This window comes from Nonomuraea terrae (assembly GCF_004348995.1).
Lineage (GTDB): Bacteria > Actinomycetota > Actinomycetes > Streptosporangiales > Streptosporangiaceae > Nonomuraea > Nonomuraea terrae.
Genome location: NZ_SMKQ01000026.1, coordinates 22,196 through 41,469, shown reverse-complemented (window position 1 = coordinate 41,469; position 19,274 = coordinate 22,196). Strand labels below are relative to the sequence as shown.

The window sequence follows — 19,274 nt, the reverse complement described above, 5'->3', positions numbered from 1 at the left end:
GGACCTACTTGAGCGTTGCGGCGGGCAGTTCGTGGCCGGCAGGGCGCTTCGCTCGCACAGGCGCCCTGCCTCACCACCTTGATCCCAACTGTTCGCTCGTGGTGCACGTACTCGTTGTCGACGGTGGTGGATCCGCCGAACGTGGTGGATCCGCCGAAGGTGGCGGACTCGCCGACGTAGTGGGGCCGCCGAACGTGGCGGATCCACTGGACGTGGTGGGTTCGCTGGACGTGGTGGGTTCGCTGGACGTGACCAATCTGCTGGACGCGGCCGTCCGAGGGCGCGGCCCGGTGATGTCGCCGACGCGATTGCTGCGACGCGGGGTCGCTGGGCCAGGGGAAGGGCCGTTCGACTGCCTCTGATGGCGGCGGGGTGGGGCGCCGGCCGCGGGCCTGAACGCCGTTGCCTATGGGGACAGACCGCAGTGAAAAGAGCAGGGAGCGAAGCGGCCCGGCGTTGTGGTGGAAAGGGAAAGCCGGGCGCTACGGGAGCGCCCGGCTTTCATGGAGATCCTGCGTCGACGCCGGGATCTCCCCTGATCAGAGGTGATGGGCCTGGGCCCGCTGGGTGGTTGCGCCGGTCTGCGGTGAGGCCGTTAGGAGAGGCGGGTCAGGGCTTCCAGGCGGTCATGCGCTTGCTTGACCTTGGCCCGCGCCCGCTGTACCTCGGCTCTCGCCCGCTGGACGCGGCGGACGCGCTCCACGAGGCGGAGTTCGGCCGCCTCCCGGTGGAGGGTTTGTATTCGGTCGTTGACCATTTCATGGATCAGATCCGGCACGGCGAGGCTCCTGGTGTGCTGGTGGTTTCTCATGGGTTCGTTCTCTTTCTGGTGCGTAGTGCGGAAGAGGTCAGGCAGCGACCGGGTGCTTGCGAGGACGCCCGCGCGGACGCTTGCGGGGGACGATCGTCCCCCTGAGGATCAGCTCGCCACCCCAGACGCCCCACGGCTCCTCGCGCTCGAGCGCGCGGGCCAGGCAGGCCTTCTGGATCGGGCAGCCGCCGCAGAGTGCCTTGGCGAATTCGACGTCCTCCGGCGACTCTGCGAACCACAGGTCAGGGTCGGTACGACAGGGGATCTTGGCTTCGTCGATCAGGTCCATGATCGTCTTGGCCCCCATCTGCTTCTCCTTTTGAATCGATCTGGTGATCTTGGTCGGGCACCTCGTAGGTGGTCGGGGATCACGGACAAACAAGAAGGCCGCGGATCCTGTGTGCGGATCCGCGGCCTGGAGGCTGCTGCTGTGCCGGTCAACTTATGACCGGAGCATCCCTCCAGGGTTGCGGACCGCACAGTCCACCCTTGGTGAGCTGGCTGGCCGGCAGTGCGATACGTGCGATGTAGACAGGAGCGGCTTCCGTCACGGCGGCGAAGTGCTGACGCGAGGAGAAGGCGACGGCCTGGCTACGGACAGGGCGCTCCTGCCGCAGCTTGGCGGGGCCATAGACGGGCCTCACCGAGTCACGGCATGCGGAGGCGAGCCACATCGTGGCCGACATCTTGATGCTGATCACTGGGACTCACCTCCACTCTGGGATCGTCGGGCAGGACTTGCCCGACTCGCTTGACCTTGACCCTAAACCGGGAAGCCTGGAAGGGGCAACATATTTTCTACCTGCGATTTCGTGTCGATCTCCGCTACTCGCGGCAGCGGAGATCGCACTACTTGATCGGCCGGATCATGGCCTCCTGGACGACCGAGACCACGAGCTCACCCGACGCGGTGTACATCTCGCCACGCGCGAGCCCCCGCGCCCCCGCCGACCACGGCGACTCCTGGGCGTACAGCAGCCACTCGTCGGCGCGGAACGGGCGGTGGAACCACATGGCGTGGTCGAGCGAGGCGCCCATGATGTTCGAGGCGCCCCAGGCCATGCCGTGGGCCAGCAGGATCGTGTCGACCAGGGTGAAGTCGGAGGCGTACGCGGCCAGCACGACGTGCAGCAGCGGGTCGTCGGGCAGGTCGGCGTCGTAGCGGAACCACACGTTGGTGTTGGCGCTGCGCAGCTCGGGATTCTGGAACGCCTCCCAGGTGAGCGGCGAGGCGTAACGCGCGTCCACCGGCCGGGGGCGGGCGAGCATGTCGCGCAGCGAGGGGTTCTCGCCCACCAGCTCGTACATCCGGTCCTGGAACGTCGGAAGCGTCTCCGGGTCGGGCACCTTCGGCATCCGCAGGGCCTGGTGATCCACGCCCTCCTCGGGGATGTGGAACGACGCCGACATCGTGAAGATGGCCTTGCCGTGCTGGACGGCCTGGATGCGGCGGGTGGTGAACGACCGCCCGTCGCGCAGGCGCTCGACGTTGTAGACGATCGGCACGGACGGGTCGCCCGGGCGGATGAAGTAGGCGTGCAGGGAGTGCACGTTGCGGTCCTTGGGGACGGTACGGCCGGCCGCGACCAGGGCCTGGGCCGCCACCTGGCCGCCGAAGACGCGCTGGATGCGCTCTTCCGGGCTACGCCCCCGGAAGATGTCGAGCTCGATCTGCTCCAGGTCGAGCAGGTCGAGCAGCTCCTTCAGCGCCTCGTTCACGTGTCTGTCCCCTCCATGCCGTCCCGTACTGGGACAAAGTCTGATTTTTCGCCTCTATGCCCCTGAGGTGGGATGAGGCTTAATAATTCCCCCCTGCAGTTTCGCGGTTGTTACGCGCGAGTAGGTAATCGGGGTGGCCTAAGCACGGCAGAGGGCGAGCACTGCGTCGCCGTAGCGGTCGACCTTCACCTTGCCGATGCCCGCGATGGACAACAACTCCTGCTCGGTCACCGGCGCGCGTTCGGCGATCGCCTGCAGTGTGACGTCGGTGAACACGACGTACGGCGGCACCTTGGCCTCCTTGGCGGTGGCCGTGCGCCAGGCCTTGAGGCGTTCGAGAAGGGCCTCGTCGTAGTCGGCGGGGCAGGTCGAGCAGCGGCCGAGCTTCTGCTCGGCCGCCGCTCGCAGCGTCTTGGCGCACACCCGGCAGCTGACCGGCGCGGCCACCCGGGGACGTTCGCGAGCAGGCGCGGTCATGCGCGGCGGCGCGGAGACCCGCCCGGTGAGGCCGTCGAGGAAGCGGGACGGGCGGCGGCTCTTGCGGCCCCCCGGCGCGCGGGCGAGGGCCCACGACAACGACAGGTGCTCGCGGGCGCGGGTGACGCCGACGTAGAGCAGGCGGCGTTCTTCCTCGATCTGCTCGGGGGTCTCGGCATAGATGATCGGGAGCATGCCGTCGGTGAGGCCGACGAGGAAGACGGCGTCCCACTCCAGGCCCTTGGCCGCGTGGAGCGAGGCCAGCGTGACGCCCTCGACGGGCGGCGCGTGCTGCTCGGAGGCGCGGCGCTCCAGCTCGGCCACGAACGCGGGCAGGTCGGCGCCCTGGGCGGCCATGTCCTCGGCCAGGTCGGCCAGGGCCTTGAGCGACTCCCACTTCTCCCGGGCCTTGCCGCCGCCGGAAGGCGAGGCGGTCAGGCCGATGCCGGCCAGGATGTTGTGGACCTCCGCGGCCAGGGGCTCGCCGGCCGCCGAACGTGCCGCGCCGCGCAGCAGCACGACCGCCTGGCGCACCTCGGGACGTTCGAAGAAGCGCTCGGCACCGCGCAGGACGTACGGGATGTCGGCCTTGGCCAGGGCCTCCTCGTAGGCCGCCGACTGGGAGTTGACGCGGAAGAGCACGGCGATCTCGCGCGAGAGCACGCCCTTGTCGAGCAGTTTCCCGATGGCCCTGGCCACTCCGGCGGCCTCGGCGGGCTCGTCGTCGTAGTCGGAGAACACCGGCTTGGGGCCCTCGGGGCGCTGCGCCACGAGCTCGAGCCGGTGCGGCGACCTGCTCTTGGCGATGACGAGGTTGGCCAGGTCGACGACCTGGGGGGTGGAGCGGTAGTCGCGGATCAGCTTGATGACGGCGGCGTCGGGGTGCTCGACCGCGAAGTTCGTCAGGTAGCGCGGACTGGCCCCGGTGAAGGAGTAGATCGTCTGGTTGGGGTCGCCCACCACGCAGATGTCGTCGCGCCCGCCGAGCCAGGTGTCGAGCAGCAGCTTCTGCAGCGGGTTGACGTCTTGGTACTCGTCGACCACGAAGTAGCGGTACTGCTGGCGGATCTGCGCGGCCACCTCCTGGTGCTCGGTCATCACCGCCGCGGTCAGCTCCAGGATGGTCTCGAAGTCGAGGAGGTGGCGTTCGCGGCGGATCTGCTCGTACGCGTCGTAGAGGGCGGCCAGCTCGTCGGCGGGAAGGGGCGGCGTGCGGTGGTGTTTGGCCGCGGCGGCCGGGTAGTCCTCGGGGCCGATCTGGACGACCTTGGCCCACTCGACCTCGGAGGCGATGTCGCGCAGCTCGGAACGGTCGGGGCTGCGCCGCAACCGCCGGCACGCCTCCCCGAGCACCGGAAGCTTCGACTCGATGACCGAGGGGGCCTCGCCGCCGATCACCCGCGGCCAGAAGTAGGTGAGCTGGCGCAGCGCCGCGGCGTGGAACGTGCGGGCCTGCACCCCCGGGGCGCCGAGGGCGCGCAGGCGCTGGCGCAGCTCGCCCGCGGCGCGTGTGGTGAACGTCACGGCGAGCACGCTCTGCGGCTCGACCACACCGCTGCGGACCGCGTACGCGATGCGGTGGGTGATCGCCCTGGTCTTGCCCGTGCCGGCGCCGGCCAGGACGCACACCGGCCCGCGCACGGCCTCGGCGACCGCGCGCTGCTCGGGATCGAGACCGACCAGGACGTCGTCCACGCTGTTCACCCGTACATCCTCCCAGCCTGCCGGCGGTCAATGACTCTTTATTCTGGCAACATGCGGGCGGAGGTACGTTCATAGCGTTCGAGATGCGAACAAGTGCTCTCTTCCCCCACAATGGGGCCCGACCAAATGCTTGTGGGGAAAGGAAGCCCGTGCGAACAGCGGTTTTCGTGAGCGCCCTCGCGCTCGCTGCCGTCGTGCTCACTCCCGTCGCCGCGAGCGCGTCCAAGGAGCCGACGCCGGCGCCCACGGTGGACTATCCGGTCGACGTCAACGGCCTCGGCGGGCTGGCCCTGGAGACCGTCCCGTACGGCTCCCACAAGCGTCAGACGATGGACGTCTGGTGGACGCCCGACGGGCAGGAGCGGCCGGGGGTCTTCGTCATCCACGGCGGCTGGTGGTCCAGCGGCGACAAGAAGTCCATGAAGGAGATCGCACGCGGCTACGCCGACATGGGCTACACGGTCTTCAACCTCAACTACCGCCTGTCGGGCGACGCGGCCTGGCCGGCACAGCGCGCCGACGCCGTGGCGGCGATCGCCCTGGCGCGCAAGAACGCCGACCAGTGGGCGTTCGACCCGGGCAACTACGTGGTGGTCGGGTTCTCCGCGGGGGGTCACATCGCGGCGGCCGTCGGCACGTACGGCGACGGCATCAACGGGCTCAAGGGTGTGGTGGGCATGTCGCCGATCATCTCGCCGCTGCGCGCCTACTCCGACGGCGAGAAGACCACCGACGCCGCCAAGCGCAAGCTGCGCACGGCCGCGATCAAGCTGGCCGGCTGCGGCGCGCCCAAGGGCAAGTGCTCGCGGGTCTGGGCCAGCATGGAGGTGGCCTGGCACGCCAGCGCGAAGGACGCTCCGATGCTCACCGTGCACTCCGACAAGGAGTTCGTGCCGCCGGTGCAGAGCCAGCTGCTGAAGAAGATGATGGGCCAGGTCGGCGTGCCGGTGACCGTCATCACGGCGCCCGGCGTCAACCACAGCACGGAGGTCTACCGCGAGCCGGGCATGGCCGAGCGCGTGCAGGCGTGGATCGCCGGCCGCATCGGCTAGACGCCCATACGGGGTATGGGATTAACGGCGATCGTCGGGTTGTTGCACCCAACGCCCGTTTTCTTGACCTTGGAGGGTATCCCCAACATGGCGCTCACCGTTTACAGCACTACCTGGTGCGGCCCTTGCAAGCGGCTCAAGTCCCAGCTGAAGCGCGACGGCATCGTTTTCGATGAGATCGACATCGAGAAGGACCCGTCGGCCGCCGAGTTCGTGATGAGCGTCAACAACGGCAACCAGACGGTGCCCACCGTGGTGATCGACACCCCCGACGGGCGTGTGGTGCGGACGAACCCCTCCGCCCTCGAGGTCAAGGCGCTCCTCGGGGTCTGACCCCTCACCAGTCGCCGACGAGCTCGCCGCCGTACCAGGTCTCGATCAGGCGGCGGGCGATCGACACGCGGGGCGGCAGGCGCAGCTCGCCCGAGCTGAGGGCCTGCGCCAGCTGTTCCCGCGTGAACCACCGGGCCTCGGCGATCTCCTCGGCGTCCGGCGTGAGCGTGGTGGTCGTGGCGTCGGCGAAGAAGCCCAGCATGAGGCTGCGCGGGAACGGCCAGGGCTGGCTGCCGAGATAGCGCGGCCGGGTGACGGTGACGCCGACCTCTTCTGCGACCTCGCGCACGACGGCGGCCTCCAGCGACTCGCCCGCCTCCACGAAGCCCGCCAGGATCGACAGCCGACCCTCCGGCCACTGCGGGCCGCGGGCCAGCAGGCAGCGGTCGGCCTCGTCGCGAATGAGCATGATCACTGCGGGGTCGACGCGCGGGAAGTGCTGGCTGCCGTCATTCGGGCAGACCCGGACGTGGCCGCCGGACTGCATGGTGGTCATGGCGCCGCAGCGCGGGCAGTACTGGTGGGTCGAATGCCAGGCGTCCAGCGCGACGGCGAAGACCAGCAGGCCCGCGTCGCGGTCGCCGAGCAGGCCGCCGGCCTGGCGCAGCCCGGCCGCGACCGGCTGCCCATCGGGGGTGTCGCGCAGGCTCATCGGGACGGTCACGCGGCCGTTGACGTCGCCCTTGGGGATGCCCGGCAGCGGCGCGACCACCGCGAAGTAGGCGACCCCCGCCTCGACGCCGAGCAGGAAGCGCGGCCCCGGCGGGGCCTCGGCCGTCGTGTAGAGCACCGCGTGCACCTCGTCGCCCGTGCGCCGCACCAGCGTGTGACCGTTGTCGATCACGAGCACCCGCGTCGCCGGGTCGGACCAGGCCCGCTCCAGCCACTGCTCGTCGGCCCGCAACGCCGACGACCTGTCGATGGTGCCGCGTGCGAGAAGCAGTGGTCCGATGAGTTGTCCCTCCGCGGTCGTCTCCACTGGCCGCCCCCTCCCAGAAGTCCCCTGTCATCCTATGACCACCCGGTTAGCCGCCGATTACGGTATCCGGCCCCCGAGACGATCTCCGTGAGGCTAGGATGCGTCGAGTTAGGTTAGCCTTACCTGATCTCCGGGGGTGCTTTCGCGTTGCGGCTCTACCTGACCGCGCTCAAGCCGACCGACTCGGTGACGGACGGCTTCCTGCCCGCGGCGCGGGCGCTCGGCTGCGAGGTGACCGTCCTCACCGACCGGCCCGAGCGGCACCCGGGGGCGGTGGGCTGCGACGTACGCGACCCGCGCGCCCTCATCGACGCGATCGAGCACCTGGGCAGGCCGGACGCGATCTTCTCCAACTCCGACCACCTGCAGGCCGAGACCGCGCTGGCCGCCGACTACTTCGGGCTGCCCGGCAAGGACTGGCGGGCGTGCGCGGCGGCCAAGAACAAGTTCCTGATGCGCCGCAGGCTCCGTCAGGCGGGCGTCGAGGAGGTCTACTCCGTACGGCTGGGGCCGGGCGACCCGGTGCCGGAGCGGGTGCCGTACCCGGTGGTGGTCAAGCCGCGCGAGGGCGTGGCCAGCGAGGACGTCGTGCTCGTCGAGGACGACCTGGCCGGGGCCGTGGCGGACATCAGCAAGCGGCGGCCCGGAGAGGCGCTGGTCGTGGAGGAGTACCTCGACGGGCCGCTGCGCACGCTGGAGACCCTGGGGGACGACTCGGGTCTGCGGGTGCTGGGCGGGTTCGCGACGACGCTGGGGCCGCTGCCGCACTTCGTGGAGGAGCGGCTCGACTGGGCGCCCGACGGGCCGCACGAGCACGTCCTCGCGGCGCTGCGGGCACTCGGGGTGGGGTTCGGGGCCTGCCACACCGAGTACGTCCTCACCTCACGCGGGCCGCGCATCGTCGAGGTGAACTACCGGGTGATCGGCGACCACTGCGACTTCCTGCTCGCCGAGGTGCTCGGCGTGCCGCTGTTCGAGTGGATCCTGCGGGTGCACCTCGGTGACCGGGCGCCCGCCCCTCCCCCGGCGACCGCGTACGGCAGCGCCGTCAGCCTGGTCGCCGACCGGCCGGGCACGGTCAAGGAGGCGCCCGGGCACGAGTCGGCCGAGACCGGCGGCGTACGGCTGTGGCACCGGCCGTTGCGCGCGGTCGGCGACGTCATCTCCCTCACCCACACCAACCGCGACTACCTCGGCGTGGTCCGCGCGGTCGGCCCCGACCGGGAGCGGGTGGACGCCGCCATCGCCGGCTACCGGGCCGCCAAGCCGTGGGTGGTCGAATGAGCGGTCGGGAGGCGTACCTGGCCGCCCGGGTCCTCGACGCGCTGCTGCGCGAGGACTACGGCGGGCTGGCCTCCCGGATGGCGCGGACCAAGGACGGCGTCGGCGTGACGCTGGCCGACGGGCGCTGGGTCCGCCTCGTGCCTGGCCTGCTGTTCCAGGACTTCGTGGTCGCGCCGGACGAGCGGCTGGGGCTGGAGCAGGTGCTGCAGACCCTGGCCGAGGTGGCCGACCCGGCCGACGCCGAAGGGGTGGCGGCGTTCTTCGAGGAGTGCCTGGCGGCGCTGACGGCGCTGGAGCTGCACGACGCGCGGGCGGAGGAGGTGCTGCGGGCGGGGCCGTCGTACGAGACGCTGGCGGCGTTCGCCGACCATCCGGTCTATCCCACGTCGCGGGCGCGGGCAGGGCTGTCGGAGGACGACCTGCTCGCGTACGCGCCGGAGTTCGGGCCCTCGTTCGCCCTGCGGTGGGCGGCAGTGCCGCGCCGCATGCTCGGGCCGGGCGCCGCGGAGCTGCCCGCCGGCCTCGCGCCCGGCGGGATCACGCCCGGCGCCGACGAGGCGCTCTTCCCCGTGCACCCGCTGACCGTGGACGAGGTGCGGAAGATCGACGGGGTGCGGATGCTGGACGGCGAGGCCGTCACCGTGCGGCCCACCCTGTCGATGCGCACGGTGGCAGCCGGCCCGCGCCTGCACCTCAAGCTGCCCCTCCCGGTCAGCACCCTCGGCGCCAGGAACCGGCGCTCGATCAAGCCGGGCACCCTCGACGACGGGGCCAGGGCCGAGCTGCTGCTGCGCGAGCTGGCCGACCCGGACGTGGTGCTCGCCGACGAGCAGACGTACGCGCACGCCGGGCACGAGTACCTGGCCTGGATGGTCAGGCGGCTGCCCGAGGGCACGATCGTGCCGGTCGCCGCGCTCAACGCGCCCGGGGTGCTCGGCGGGCTGGGCGACGTGCTGCCCGCCTATCTGAAGCTGCTGCTGCGCTGGAACGTACGGCTCTTCGTCAGGTACGGCATCGCCCTCGAAGCCCACCAGCAGAACCTGGCCCTGCTCCTCCAGGGCGAGCGGCTGCGCCTGCTCGTCAAGGACAACGACGGCCTGCTGGCCTCGCCCGCCCGGCTCTCGGCCGCCGGGATCGCGGTGCCGGACTTCGCCGACGAGCGGATGCTGACCGACGACCCCCACGCGCTGGCCGACGTGTTCGTGACCATCACCCTGCACCTGGCCGCGGCGGCGGTGACGTTCGCGGCGCTGCCGCACGACGAGGCCGCCGCGCTGTTGCGCGACACCCTGGCCGAGGCGCTGGACGCGTACGGAGACGACCCCATGGCGCGGCTGCTGCGGGCCAGGACGCTCGACGCGGCCCGGCTCACCGGCAAATCCATGATCACTGCCGGGACGCTCGTGTCGAAGGAGCGCTCCGGCGCGCGTGACGTCAACAAGTTCTACGGCACCAGCGGGCCCAACTACCTGAGGAGAACGTGAATGCACGGACTGACCCTCGACGCGGCCTCAGGCCCGGCCGTCGAAGACGACCTGGCCGAGGAGGCGACGCTGGCGGCGCTGCTGCGGTGCTGCGTGCGGGAGGTGGCCGGGCCGCGCGGCCTGGTGTGGCCGGCGCCGCCGAACCTGCTGCTGCGGGTGGCGGGCACGCTGCTGCGGGTGCGTACGCACGGGGGCGCGGCGCTGCGGTTCGACGGCCCGGCCGAGCGCCTGGAGTCGGGCGTGTGGCGGCCGTTGACCACCGAGGAGCTGGTCGAGCTGGTCGAGGCGGAGTTGCGGGGCCACAACGGCGAGTTCGCCGGGCAGGTGGCCGCCAGCAAGGAGGCGGTGGCCGCGATCGTGCGGGCTCGGGCCGAGGCGGTGCCGCCCGCCGATCCGTGGCTGGAGTCGGAGCAGGCGCTGGTCCATGGGCATCCGTTCCATCCGAGCCCGAAGGCGCGCGGCGGGGACGGCTGGCTGCGCTACGCCCCCGAGGCGCACGCCGAGTTCCCGCTCCGGCTGCTCGGCGTACGCGAGGACGTGCTCGCCGAAGGCGGCGAGGTGGCCGCGCTCGACGCGCTCGGCCGGGCACCCGCCGGGTACCGGCTGCTGCCCGCCCATCCCTGGCAGCTCGACCTGCTGCGGCCCGCGTTCGGGGCCGATCTCGTCGATCTGGGGCCCGGCCCGGTGGCGACCCCGACGTCGTCGGTGCGCACGGTGTACGCCCCGGAGGCGGGGGTCTGCCTGAAGTTCTCCCTCGACGTGCGGATCACCAACTGCGTGCGCAAGAACGCCTGGTACGAGCTGGCCGGGGCCGTCGAGCTCACCGAGCGCCTGGCGCCGATCTTCGACGAGGTCGTGCGACGGCATCCGGCCACCCGCTGGCTTCCCGAGCCGGGCTACCGGACCGCCGCTCTCGGCACCCGGCTGCACGAAGGGCTGGGCGTGATCGTCCGGCGCAGCCCGTGGGCCGTCTGCTCCCCCGGCGTCACGCCGGTGCTGGCCGCCGCCCTGGCCCTGCGGGCTCCCGCCGGGGATCCTCGGGCGTGGTGGCGGGCGTACGTGTCGGTGGTGGCGCTGCCGGTGCTGGAGCTGTACTTCGCGTACGGCGTGGTGCTGGAGCCCCATCTGCAGAACGTGCTCGTCGGCCTGGACGCCGCCGGCCTGCCCGTCGAGGCGGTCTTCCGCGACCTGGAGGGCACCAAGCTGGTCGCCGGCCGCCACGACCTCGCCGCGCTCGACCCGGACGTGGCCGGGGCGCTCGCGTACGACGCCGAGCGCGGCTGGGCGCGCGTGGTCTACTGCCTGCTCGTCAACCACCTGACCGAGATCGCCGCGACGGTCGCGGGGCCGGACGACGGGCTGCTGCGGGAGCTGTGGCGGATCGCCCGCGACCTGTTCGCCCGCCAGGCCGCCGAGCTGGGACGGCCGCTGCCGCTGTCGGACCTGCTGGCCGGCGCGCCGCTGCCCGCCAAGGCCAACCTGGGCGTGCGCTGGGCCAGGGCGGCCGACCGCGCCGCCGGGTACGTGCCGATCGCCAACCCGCTCGCGTGATCGGCCCGCGCGTCCGTGAGGCCGCCCTCGGGCTCGCCGAGGTGCCGGCCTACCTCTACGACCTGCCCGCCCTGGACGAGCACGTCGCCTCCGTGCGACGGGCGCTGGAGGGCGTGGAGCTGTACTACGCCGTCAAGGCCAATCCCGACCCGGAGCTGCTGCGTGTGCTGGCCGCGTACGTGGACGGGTTCGAGGTGTCGTCGGCCGGCGAGCACGCGCACGTCACCGCGTTGTTCCCCGGCATGCCGGTGGCGCTGGGCGGGCCCGGCAAGACCGACGCCGAGTTGCGGCTGCCGCACCACCGCATCCACGTCGAGTCGCCGAACGAGCTGCGCCGCCTGCTCGGCACCGGGCTGGAGGCCGACGTGCTGCTCCGGCTGAACCCGGACCTGCCGGTCGAGGGCGCGGCGCTGACGATGAGCGGGCCGTTCGGGATGGACGAGGACGATGTCGCCGCCTGCCTGCCGTTGTTCGGCGACCGGGTGCGGCTGCGCGGGCTGCACGCCCACCTGGCCAGCGGGCTGGCGGCTCCCCAACTGCTGGAGCTGGCGCGGGCGCTGCTGGAACAGCCGTACGAGGAGGTCAACCTGGGGGGCGGGATGGCGGTGTCGTACGCGGCGCCGGAGACCCGGTTCGACTGGGCGGCGTACGGCGCGGGCCTCACGTCACTGAGGCGGGGCAGGCGGCTGCGGATCGAGCCGGGCCGGGCGCTGACCGTCTACTGCGGCTACTACGCGACCAAAGTGGTGGACGTCAAGCGGGTGCGCGGCCAGGCGTACGCGGTCGTGCTCGGCGGCACCCACCACCTGCGCACCCCGGCGACGAAGGGGCACGACCAGCCGTTCACGATCCTGCCCACCGGCGGCGGGCCTGGCGTGACGGACGAGCCGGTCACGTTCGTCGGCCAGTTGTGCACCCCGAAGGACGTGCTCGCCCAGCGGATCGTGACGTCGGCGCGCGTCGGCGACACCGTGGTGTTCGAGATGGCCGGGGCCTACGCCTGGAACATCTCCCACCACGACTTCCTCATGCACCCGAAGCCGGCGTTCCACCATCTGCGCGCCTGACGCGCTCGATCAGCGCGACCAGGCCGTCGCCGTCGAGCAGGTCGACCGGGCGGACGGTGCGGTTGGCGCGGACGTAGTGGAAGGCCGCCCCCACCTCCTCCAGCGGCACCCCCGCCAGGTGTGACCAGGCCAGCCGGTACGCCGCCAGCTGCACCGACGCCGCCCGCGCCGCCTTGCCCCTGGGCGGCTCGCCGGTCTTCCAGTCGACCACCTCGTAGCCGCCGCCCGGCCGCTCGAACACGGCGTCCATGCGGCCGCGCACCAGCCGGTCGGCGATCATGGTCTCGAACGGCACCTCCAGGTCGATCGGCCGCCGCTCGGCCCACTCGCTCTGCTCGAAGCGCTCCTGCAGCTCCGCCAGCCGCACGTCGGTCTCTTCCAGCTCCTCGTCGTACAGCTCCAGGTCGTCGATGAGCCGCTGCTGGTCCCACCGTCCCTCCAGCCACTTGTGGAACGACGTGCCGCGCCGGGCCAGCGGCGCCGGCTTGACCGGGACAGGGCGGCGGATGCGGCGGGCCAGCTCGCCAGGGTCCTGCGCCAGCGTGACCAGCGACGACACGGTCAGCTTGGCCGGCAGCTCCACGATCGTCGCGGGGCGGCGGCGGTGCCGCTCGCGCTCGCGCAGCAGCAGGTCGGTGTCGCGCTCCCAGGCCCGCAGCCGCTCCTCCTCGAAGGCGCGCAGCGGCTCGTCGTCGTCTTCGTCCTCCGCGAGGCTGCCCGCCAGGGCGTCCTCCACCAGACGGGCGCCGTCGAGGACGGACTCGTAGCGCAACCCCTCGGGCGTGACCGGCCAGGTGGCCTCGGGCGGCTCGGCCAGCAGCGGGTTGGACGCGCCCGCCGGCTCGTCGGCCGCCCAGACCGTGACGCGGTCGGCGACGTCGCGGATCTCCAGCAGGAAGTCGGACGGCTCCAGCGGCTTGGTGGCCGTGCCCCAGCGGTAGCCGGAGGCGATCAGCTGGTAGTGGGCGCGGGTGACGGCGACGTACGCGAGCCTGCGCTCCTCCATCAGGTCGCGCTCGCGGCAGTGCTCCTCGAACGCGGCCAGCTCCTCCTTGCTCAACCCGGACAGCCTCGGCAGGTCGGCGGCGTCGCCGCGCAGCGAATAGGGCAGCTTGCGCGGGTTCTCCGTCCAGCGGCCGTTCATGACCGGGGTGGCGGGGAAGATGCTGCCGCTCGCGATCGTCCCCTTGGAGCTGACCAGCTGCGACAGCCCAGGCACCACCACGACCGGCCACTCCAGGCCCTTGGAGGCGTGCACGGTCATCAGCTTGACGCTGTTGCTCTCGCCGACCCGGCCCGCCTCCAGCCCGAACTCCTCGCTCTCCGCCGCCTGCAGATAGGCCAGGAACGCCCCCAGCGTCGGGTCTTCCGCGTCGCCCGCGAACCTGGAGGCCGCGTCGAGGAACGCGTCGAGGTCGGCCCGCGCGGCGAACGCCCCCGCCGTGCCGCTGCGCGCGGCCACCTCGATGTCCAGGCCGAGCCGGCGCTCCACCTCGCTGATCAGGTCGGGCAGCGGCTGCGCGGTGTGGGCCCGCAGCTGGCGCAGCTCGTGGGCGAAGGCCACCAGCCGGGTGCGGGCCAGCGGGCTGTACTCCTCCAGCCACTCCGGCCGGTCGGGCAGCTCGTCGAGCGCGTCGACCAGGCTGCCGCGCTCTTCGGCCATGTCGGCCACGACCTGGTGGAGCGGGTCTTCCTCGCGGTGGCTCTCGCTCAGCTCGCGGGCCAGCTGCCTGGCGTGCTCGCCGAGCGCCCGCAGGTCGGCCGGGCCGATCCGCCAGCGCGGCCCCGCCAGCAGCCTGGCCAGCGCGTCGCCGGCCGTGGCGTCGTACAGGACGCGCAGCGTGGCGACGATGTCGTTCACCTCCGGCACGGTGAGCAGGCCGCCGAGGCCGACCACCTCGACCGGGATGTCGCGATCCTCCAGGGCGCGGCGGATCGCGGGGAACTGCGAGCGTTTGCGGGCCAGGATGGCGATGTCCTGAGGCTGGAGGGCGAGGGTCTTCTTGCGCTCCCTGTCACCCCAGGGCAGGCCGTCGGGGGCGGTCTCCTGGCCGAGGATCCTGGCGATGCCGTCGGCGATCCACCTGGCCTCGTCGTCGGCGGTCTCGTGGAAGGCGCACGTGACGCGGCCCCGATCGACCCTGTTGGGGCCGGGCACCAGCACGGGCACCTCGCGGGCCTCCATGCGCAGCGGCAGCTGCACGCGGGCCGCCACGTCGAGCACGCGGTCGCCGTTGCGGAAGCTCACGCTGAGCTGGCGGACCGGCGCGGGCTCGCCCGTACGGGCCGGGAAGTCGCGCGGGAAGCGGCGCAGGTTGCCCGCCGAGGCGCCGCGCCAGCCGTAGATCGACTGGCAGGGGTCGCCGACCGCGGTGACCGGGTGGCCGCCGCCGAAGAGGGAGCGGAGCAGGACGAGCTGGGCGTGGCTGGTGTCCTGGTATTCGTCGAGCAGGACCACGGAGTAGCGGCCGCGCTCGATCTCGCCGACCTCCTTGTGGTTCGCCGCGATCCTGGCCGCCAGCGACATCTGGTCGCCGTAGTCGATGACCTCGCGCCGGCGCTTGAGCCGTTCGTACGCCTCCACCAGCGGCAGCAGCTGTTCCCTGGCCGCCTGGACGGTGACCGGGCGCTTCTGGGCGACGATCGGGCGGCCGGGCAGCGCGTCGAGCCGCTCCCGCAGCCACTCCCCCACCCGCCGAACGTCGGCGGGCGTGCGCAGGTGCTCCGACAGCTCGCCCGCCAGCTCCAGCACGGCGGCCGTGACGGAGGGCGGGCCCAGCTCGATCTTGTCCATCGGCCCGTCGTACATCGCCACCACCCGTGAGGCCAGCTGCCACGACACGGCCGGCGTGACCAGGCGCATGGTCGGCTCCAGGCCCTCGCGCAGCGCGTGGTCGGTGACCAGGCGGGCGGCGTAGGAGTGGTAGGTGGACACCGTCGGCTCCTCGTCGAGGGCGCCCGGCGCGAGCAGGCCGGCCTCCACCAGGCCGTTGAGCCGCTCCCTGACCCGGGTGGCCAGCTCGGCGGCGGCCTTGCGGGTGAACGTCAGGCCCAGCACGTTGGCCGGGCTGACCAGGCCGTTGGCGACCAGCCAGACCACGCGGCCGGCCATCGTCTCGCTCTTGCCCGAGCCGGCGCCGGCCATGACGACCATGGGCTCCAGCGGCGCCTCGATGACCTCGCCCTGTTCGCGAGTGGGGGGCAGGATGCCGAGTTTCTCGGCGAGCTCGGCGGGGGTCAGCACACCTGACCCCCGCTGTCGTTGACCGGGCAGCTCGCCCGGGCCGCGCACGTGCGGCAGCCGTCGTTGACCTTCGCCTGGAAGAACGGGCCCGACATGCCGGTCGCGACGGTGTCGACGAGCTCCTCGGCCCACTGCGGGTTCTTGTCGTCGGCCAGCGCGCCCTGCTGCTGCTCCAGCGCGGCGTTCTTGCCGCCCGCCTTGCCCAGCTGCACCAGCGCGGCGCCGCCCGGCTCCGTCATGCCGTGGCGGGCGAAGGCCCCGAGCAGGGCGGCGAGCTGGTAGACGCCGAGTTGCGGATGACGGTCGATCTCGCCCGCCTTGGGCTTGGAGCCGCCGGTCTTGAGGTCGATGATCACCGCCCGACCCTGGTCGTCGGCCTCCACCCGATCGACCCTGCCCTTGATCTGCACGCCCTCGGAGACCATGGCGGTGAACGACTCCTCGATGGCCTTGAGCTCGCGGGGGTTCTTCTCGTGCCAGACCAGGAACTTGCGGATCATCTGCTCGGCGACCTTGCGTTGCTTGCGGTTGTACCAGGCGCCGCCGAAGTCGAGCTCCTTCCACACCTCGTCGAGGCGCTTGCCCAGGAGGTCTTCGCTGGGCAGGTCGGTGGCCGCCAGCACGGCCAGGGCGTGGATGACGTTGCCGAGGCCCTGGGCGGTGCTGGTGCCGGCCGCGCCGACCGCCGTCTCCAGCAGCCAGCGCAGGCCGCACTTGGTGAAGCTCTCGACCGCCGAGGGGGAGACGTTGACCACGCCGTCGGGCCAGCTCAGCGGGCGGTCGTCGGAGATGGGGGTGAGGGCGTACCAGTCGTTGGGGTGGGCGCCCTGCACTCCGGCGGCAGCCAGGCGGGCCAGTTGCCGGGCGGCGCGCTGCCGCAGCTTCCCGGGCTTGGTCGGATCGGTCACCGCGCTGCGCAGGTCGGCCACCAGCGCCGACATGTTGAGCCAGCGGGCCCGGTCGTCGACCGTGGCCTGCTCGACCGCGCCCGGCATCAGCTCCTCCAGGTGCCTGGACGGGCGCTCGTCGGTGTCCTCCCCGCCCACGGCCGTGACCACCAGCCTGCGCCTGGCCCTGGTCACCGCCACGTAGAACAGCCGGCGCTCCTCCGCGAGCATCTTGGAGTGCAGCGAGGCGGCGTTGGGCTCGGCGCCCTCGACCACCTCGACCAGGTCCTCGATGCCCAGCAGGGAGCCGCGCAGCCGCAGGTCGGGCCAGACGCCCTCCTGCACGCCCGCCACCACGACGACGTCCCATTCGAGGCCCTTGGCGCGGTGGGCGGTCAGCACGCGCACGGCGTCGCCGTCGGGGGCCCGGTCGGCGAGCGTGTCGCCGGGGATCTCCTGGGCGGCGAGGTCGTCGAGGAACACCTCGGGGCCGGCCATGGGCATGCGGTCGACGAACCTGGCCGCGTGGTCGAACAGCGCCACCACGGCGTCGAGGTCGCGGTCTGCCTGGGCGCCTCTGGGGCCGCCCTGCAGGCTCAGCTCCGTCCAGCGTTCGGCCAGGCCGCTGCCCTGCCAGATCGTCCACAGGACGTCCTCGGCGGTGCCCTGTCCCGCGGCGGCCTCACGAGCGGCGGTGAGCAGCCTGGCCACCCGCTCGGCCGGAAGCGCGATGTGCGGCTCCACTCGGGTGAGCTCCCGGGCGTCCTTGACCGCCGCCACCAGCAACTCCCCCGACGACCGCGCCGCGGGCCGCCGCACGACCGCACCGTCGAGCACCGCGCCATCGGCGCGCTGCCCCGACTCGTCCTCATCGACCGCGTCCGTCGCCGCCGCCCGGCCTTCGGGAGCGCCCGCGGAGGCACGTTCGCCGGCATCGCCGCCGACGGGCGCGGGATCACCGGGAACGCCCTGGACCGGCGCGTCGGGGCCGGAGCCGCCGGAGACCGCGGTGTCGCCCACCCCTGACGCGCCGTCTGCCGCGTCGTCGCTTTCGGGGGTGCCGTGTACGGCTTCGTTCTCGGCGATCTTGAGGGCGCGGCGGAGGCGGCGTACGCCGATCATGTCGGTGCCGCCGAGCGGGCCCGTCAGCAGCTCCTCGGCCACCCCCTCGTCGAGGCTGGACGGATCCAGCGCCACCCGCAGCATCGTGAGCAGCGGACGCACGCCCGGCTCCTGCGCGATCGGCACCTCGTCGCCCGCGATCATCGTCGGCACGCCGGCGTTGACCAGCGCCCGCCGCAGCAGCGGCACCTGCCGCCGGGCCGAGCGCACCAGCACCGCCATCCGGTGCCACGGCATCCCGTCGATCAGGTGGGCGCGGCGCAGCGTGTCGGCCACGATCGCGGCCTCCTGGCTCGTGCTGTCGGCCAGCAGCACGCGCGCCTCGCCTGGGTCGGCGTCGGGCAGCGGCGCGAGGTCGCGGTGGCCGTGGCGCTGGTCGTGCTCGGGAGCCGGCGCGACCGGCAACCGGGCCGCCACCCGTCTCGTGGCCTCCAGCAGGTCGGCCCCGCTCCTGTGGGACACCCGCAGCGCCAGCACCGGCGCCTCGCTCCCGTCGAGCCTCCTGAACCGCTCGGGGAAGCGCATGATGCCCTGCACGTCGGCGCCACGGAACCCGTAGATCGACTGGTCGGGGTCGCCGACCACGACGAGGTCGCGCCCGTCGCCCGAGAGCTGCGACAACAGCAGCTCCTGCGCCGGATCGGTCTCCTGGTATTCGTCGACGAACACCGCGTCCTGCGCCGCCCGCTCGCGCTCGCGCACCTCCGGGTCGGCCAGCAGCGCGGAGGCGCCCCTGACCAGCTCGGCGTAGTCGTAGGTCTCCTCGGGGGCGAGGTCGAAGCGGTCCTGGTAGCGCTCGGCGAACCGGCCGGCGGCCACCCAGTCGCCCCGCCCGTGCACCCGGCCGAGCGCGATCAGCCGCTCGGCGTCGAGCCCGCGCTCGTTGGCCCTGGACAGGAAGTCGCGCAGCTCCTCGGCGAACCCGCGGGTCTTGAGCGGCTCGCGCAGCGACACGGGCCAGTCGAGCGCGCCGCCCTCCAGCTCGCCGTGGAGCAGCCGCCGGATCTCCAGCAGTTGCTCGGGGCCGGTGAGCAGGCGCGGCGGGGCCTTGCCCGCGAGCACGCTCTCGCGGCGCAACAGCGCGTAGGCGTAGGAGTGGAACGTCAGGGCCAGCGGGGTGCGGGTGGTGCGGCGCAGCCGGCCGGTGACGCGGCGGCGCAGCTCCTCGGCGGCCCTGCGGCTGAAGGTGAGGATGAGCACGCGCTCCGGGTCGACGCCGCGGCGCTCGATCCGGTCGACCACGCTCTCCACGATCGTCGTGGTCTTGCCGGTGCCGGGGCCGCCCAGGACGAGCAGCGGCCCGCGCTCGTGCCGGACCACGGCACGCTGGTGCTCGTCGAGCACAGGGGGCGCATCGGGCCCCCCGGATCCGCTGCGCACCAACCGCCAGGTCTGAGCACTCACAGCTCTAGATTCCACCAGACCACAGGGGTAGATCGTGCCGACTTGCCCCGTCTCCCCACGCGATCCGCCTACCGTATCGGCGCAGATATCGGGATTCTTCGCGACACGCCGACGCTCGTGTTCGCCCGCAGCGTCACGACATCCCCGACTGCGGCA

At 72.5% G+C, this 19,274-nt stretch carries 14 protein-coding genes; 6 read left to right on the top strand and 8 right to left on the bottom strand.

The window, feature by feature from the left end; genetic code table 11:
• Positions 1-595 precede the first annotated feature (595 nt).
• The 5 genes from E1286_RS12315 to E1286_RS12295 all read right to left on the bottom strand — a co-directional run bounded on the left by E1286_RS12315 (position 596) and on the right by E1286_RS12295 (position 4,702).
• The gene (locus E1286_RS12315; RefSeq protein WP_132611830.1) at positions 596-778 is read right to left on the bottom strand and encodes a hypothetical protein; all 183 of its coding nucleotides are present in this window, start codon (positions 776-778) and stop codon (positions 596-598) included.
• Between the two features lie 70 nt (positions 779-848).
• Positions 849-1,118 carry a WhiB family transcriptional regulator gene (locus tag E1286_RS12310; RefSeq protein ID WP_080045300.1) on the bottom strand — a complete coding sequence of 90 codons (270 nt, stop codon included), beginning with the start codon at positions 1,116-1,118 and terminating at the stop codon, positions 849-851.
• Between the two features lie 130 nt (positions 1,119-1,248).
• Positions 1,249-1,512 carry a hypothetical protein gene (locus E1286_RS12305; protein ID WP_132611828.1) on the bottom strand — a complete coding sequence of 88 codons (264 nt, stop codon included), beginning with the start codon at positions 1,510-1,512 and terminating at the stop codon, positions 1,249-1,251.
• Positions 1,513-1,660: 148 nt separating this feature from the next.
• A complete protein-coding gene (tesB, locus tag E1286_RS12300) occupies positions 1,661-2,530 on the bottom strand; it encodes an acyl-CoA thioesterase II (RefSeq protein WP_132611826.1) in 870 nt (289 codons plus the stop codon).
• A gap of 138 nt (positions 2,531-2,668) precedes the next feature.
• Entirely contained in the window at positions 2,669-4,702 is a 2,034-nt protein-coding gene (locus tag E1286_RS12295; RefSeq protein WP_132611868.1) for an ATP-dependent DNA helicase UvrD2, read from the bottom strand.
• A gap of 158 nt (positions 4,703-4,860) precedes the next feature.
• Here E1286_RS12295 and E1286_RS12290 point away from each other — a divergent pair, with 158 nt between their 5' ends.
• Positions 4,861-5,763: an alpha/beta hydrolase gene (locus E1286_RS12290; RefSeq protein ID WP_246074781.1), complete on the top strand. Its 903-nt coding sequence runs from the start codon at positions 4,861-4,863 to the stop codon at positions 5,761-5,763.
• A gap of 87 nt (positions 5,764-5,850) precedes the next feature.
• Positions 5,851-6,096: a mycoredoxin gene (locus tag E1286_RS12285; protein WP_132611824.1), complete on the top strand. Its 246-nt coding sequence runs from the start codon at positions 5,851-5,853 to the stop codon at positions 6,094-6,096.
• 4 nt (positions 6,097-6,100) lie between these two features.
• On the opposite strand, the gene nudC is transcribed toward E1286_RS12285, so the two are convergent.
• Complete coding sequence (gene nudC / locus E1286_RS12280; protein WP_132611822.1) at positions 6,101-7,075, bottom strand: NAD(+) diphosphatase; 975 nt, start codon at positions 7,073-7,075, stop codon at positions 6,101-6,103.
• A gap of 147 nt (positions 7,076-7,222) precedes the next feature.
• Here nudC and E1286_RS12275 point away from each other — a divergent pair, with 147 nt between their 5' ends.
• From E1286_RS12275 to E1286_RS12260, 4 genes are read left to right on the top strand one after another with little or no spacing between them, the layout of a single operon-like run.
• A complete protein-coding gene (locus tag E1286_RS12275) occupies positions 7,223-8,359 on the top strand; it encodes an ATP-grasp domain-containing protein (protein ID WP_132611820.1) in 1,137 nt (378 codons plus the stop codon).
• Positions 8,356-9,843, top strand: a complete 1,488-nt coding sequence (locus E1286_RS12270; protein ID WP_132611818.1) for an IucA/IucC family protein — start codon at positions 8,356-8,358, stop codon at positions 9,841-9,843. Before E1286_RS12275 ends, E1286_RS12270 begins: the two co-directional genes overlap by 4 nt.
• A complete protein-coding gene (locus E1286_RS12265; RefSeq protein ID WP_132611816.1) occupies positions 9,844-11,394 on the top strand; it encodes an IucA/IucC family protein in 1,551 nt (516 codons plus the stop codon). It begins immediately after the preceding gene.
• Entirely contained in the window at positions 11,391-12,461 is a 1,071-nt protein-coding gene (locus tag E1286_RS12260; protein WP_132611814.1) for a type III PLP-dependent enzyme domain-containing protein, read from the top strand. Before E1286_RS12265 ends, E1286_RS12260 begins: the two co-directional genes overlap by 4 nt.
• Here the strand turns inward: E1286_RS12260 and E1286_RS12255 are convergent.
• On the bottom strand, positions 12,421-15,705 hold the full coding sequence (locus E1286_RS12255) for an ATP-dependent helicase (protein ID WP_132611812.1): 3,285 nt from the start codon (positions 15,703-15,705) through the stop codon (positions 12,421-12,423). The genes E1286_RS12260 and E1286_RS12255 overlap by 41 nt on opposite strands.
• Entirely contained in the window at positions 15,699-19,118 is a 3,420-nt protein-coding gene (locus E1286_RS12250; RefSeq protein WP_246074780.1) for an ATP-dependent helicase, read from the bottom strand. Before E1286_RS12250 ends, E1286_RS12255 begins: the two co-directional genes overlap by 7 nt.
• Between the last annotated feature and the right edge of the window lie 156 nt (positions 19,119-19,274).

Bases quoted from the DNA above. Each gene is read 5' to 3' on its own strand.
- E1286_RS12265 (WP_132611816.1), top strand. From the start codon at position 9,844: ATGCACGGACTGACCCTCGACGCGGCCTCAGGCCCGGCCGTCGAAGAC.
- E1286_RS12285 (WP_132611824.1), top strand. From the start codon at position 5,851: ATGGCGCTCACCGTTTACAGCACTACCTGGTGCGGCCCTTGCAAGCGG.
- E1286_RS12270 (WP_132611818.1), top strand. From the start codon at position 8,356: ATGAGCGGTCGGGAGGCGTACCTGGCCGCCCGGGTCCTCGACGCGCTG.
- E1286_RS12310 (WP_080045300.1), bottom strand. From the start codon at position 1,118: ATGGGGGCCAAGACGATCATGGACCTGATCGACGAAGCCAAGATCCCC.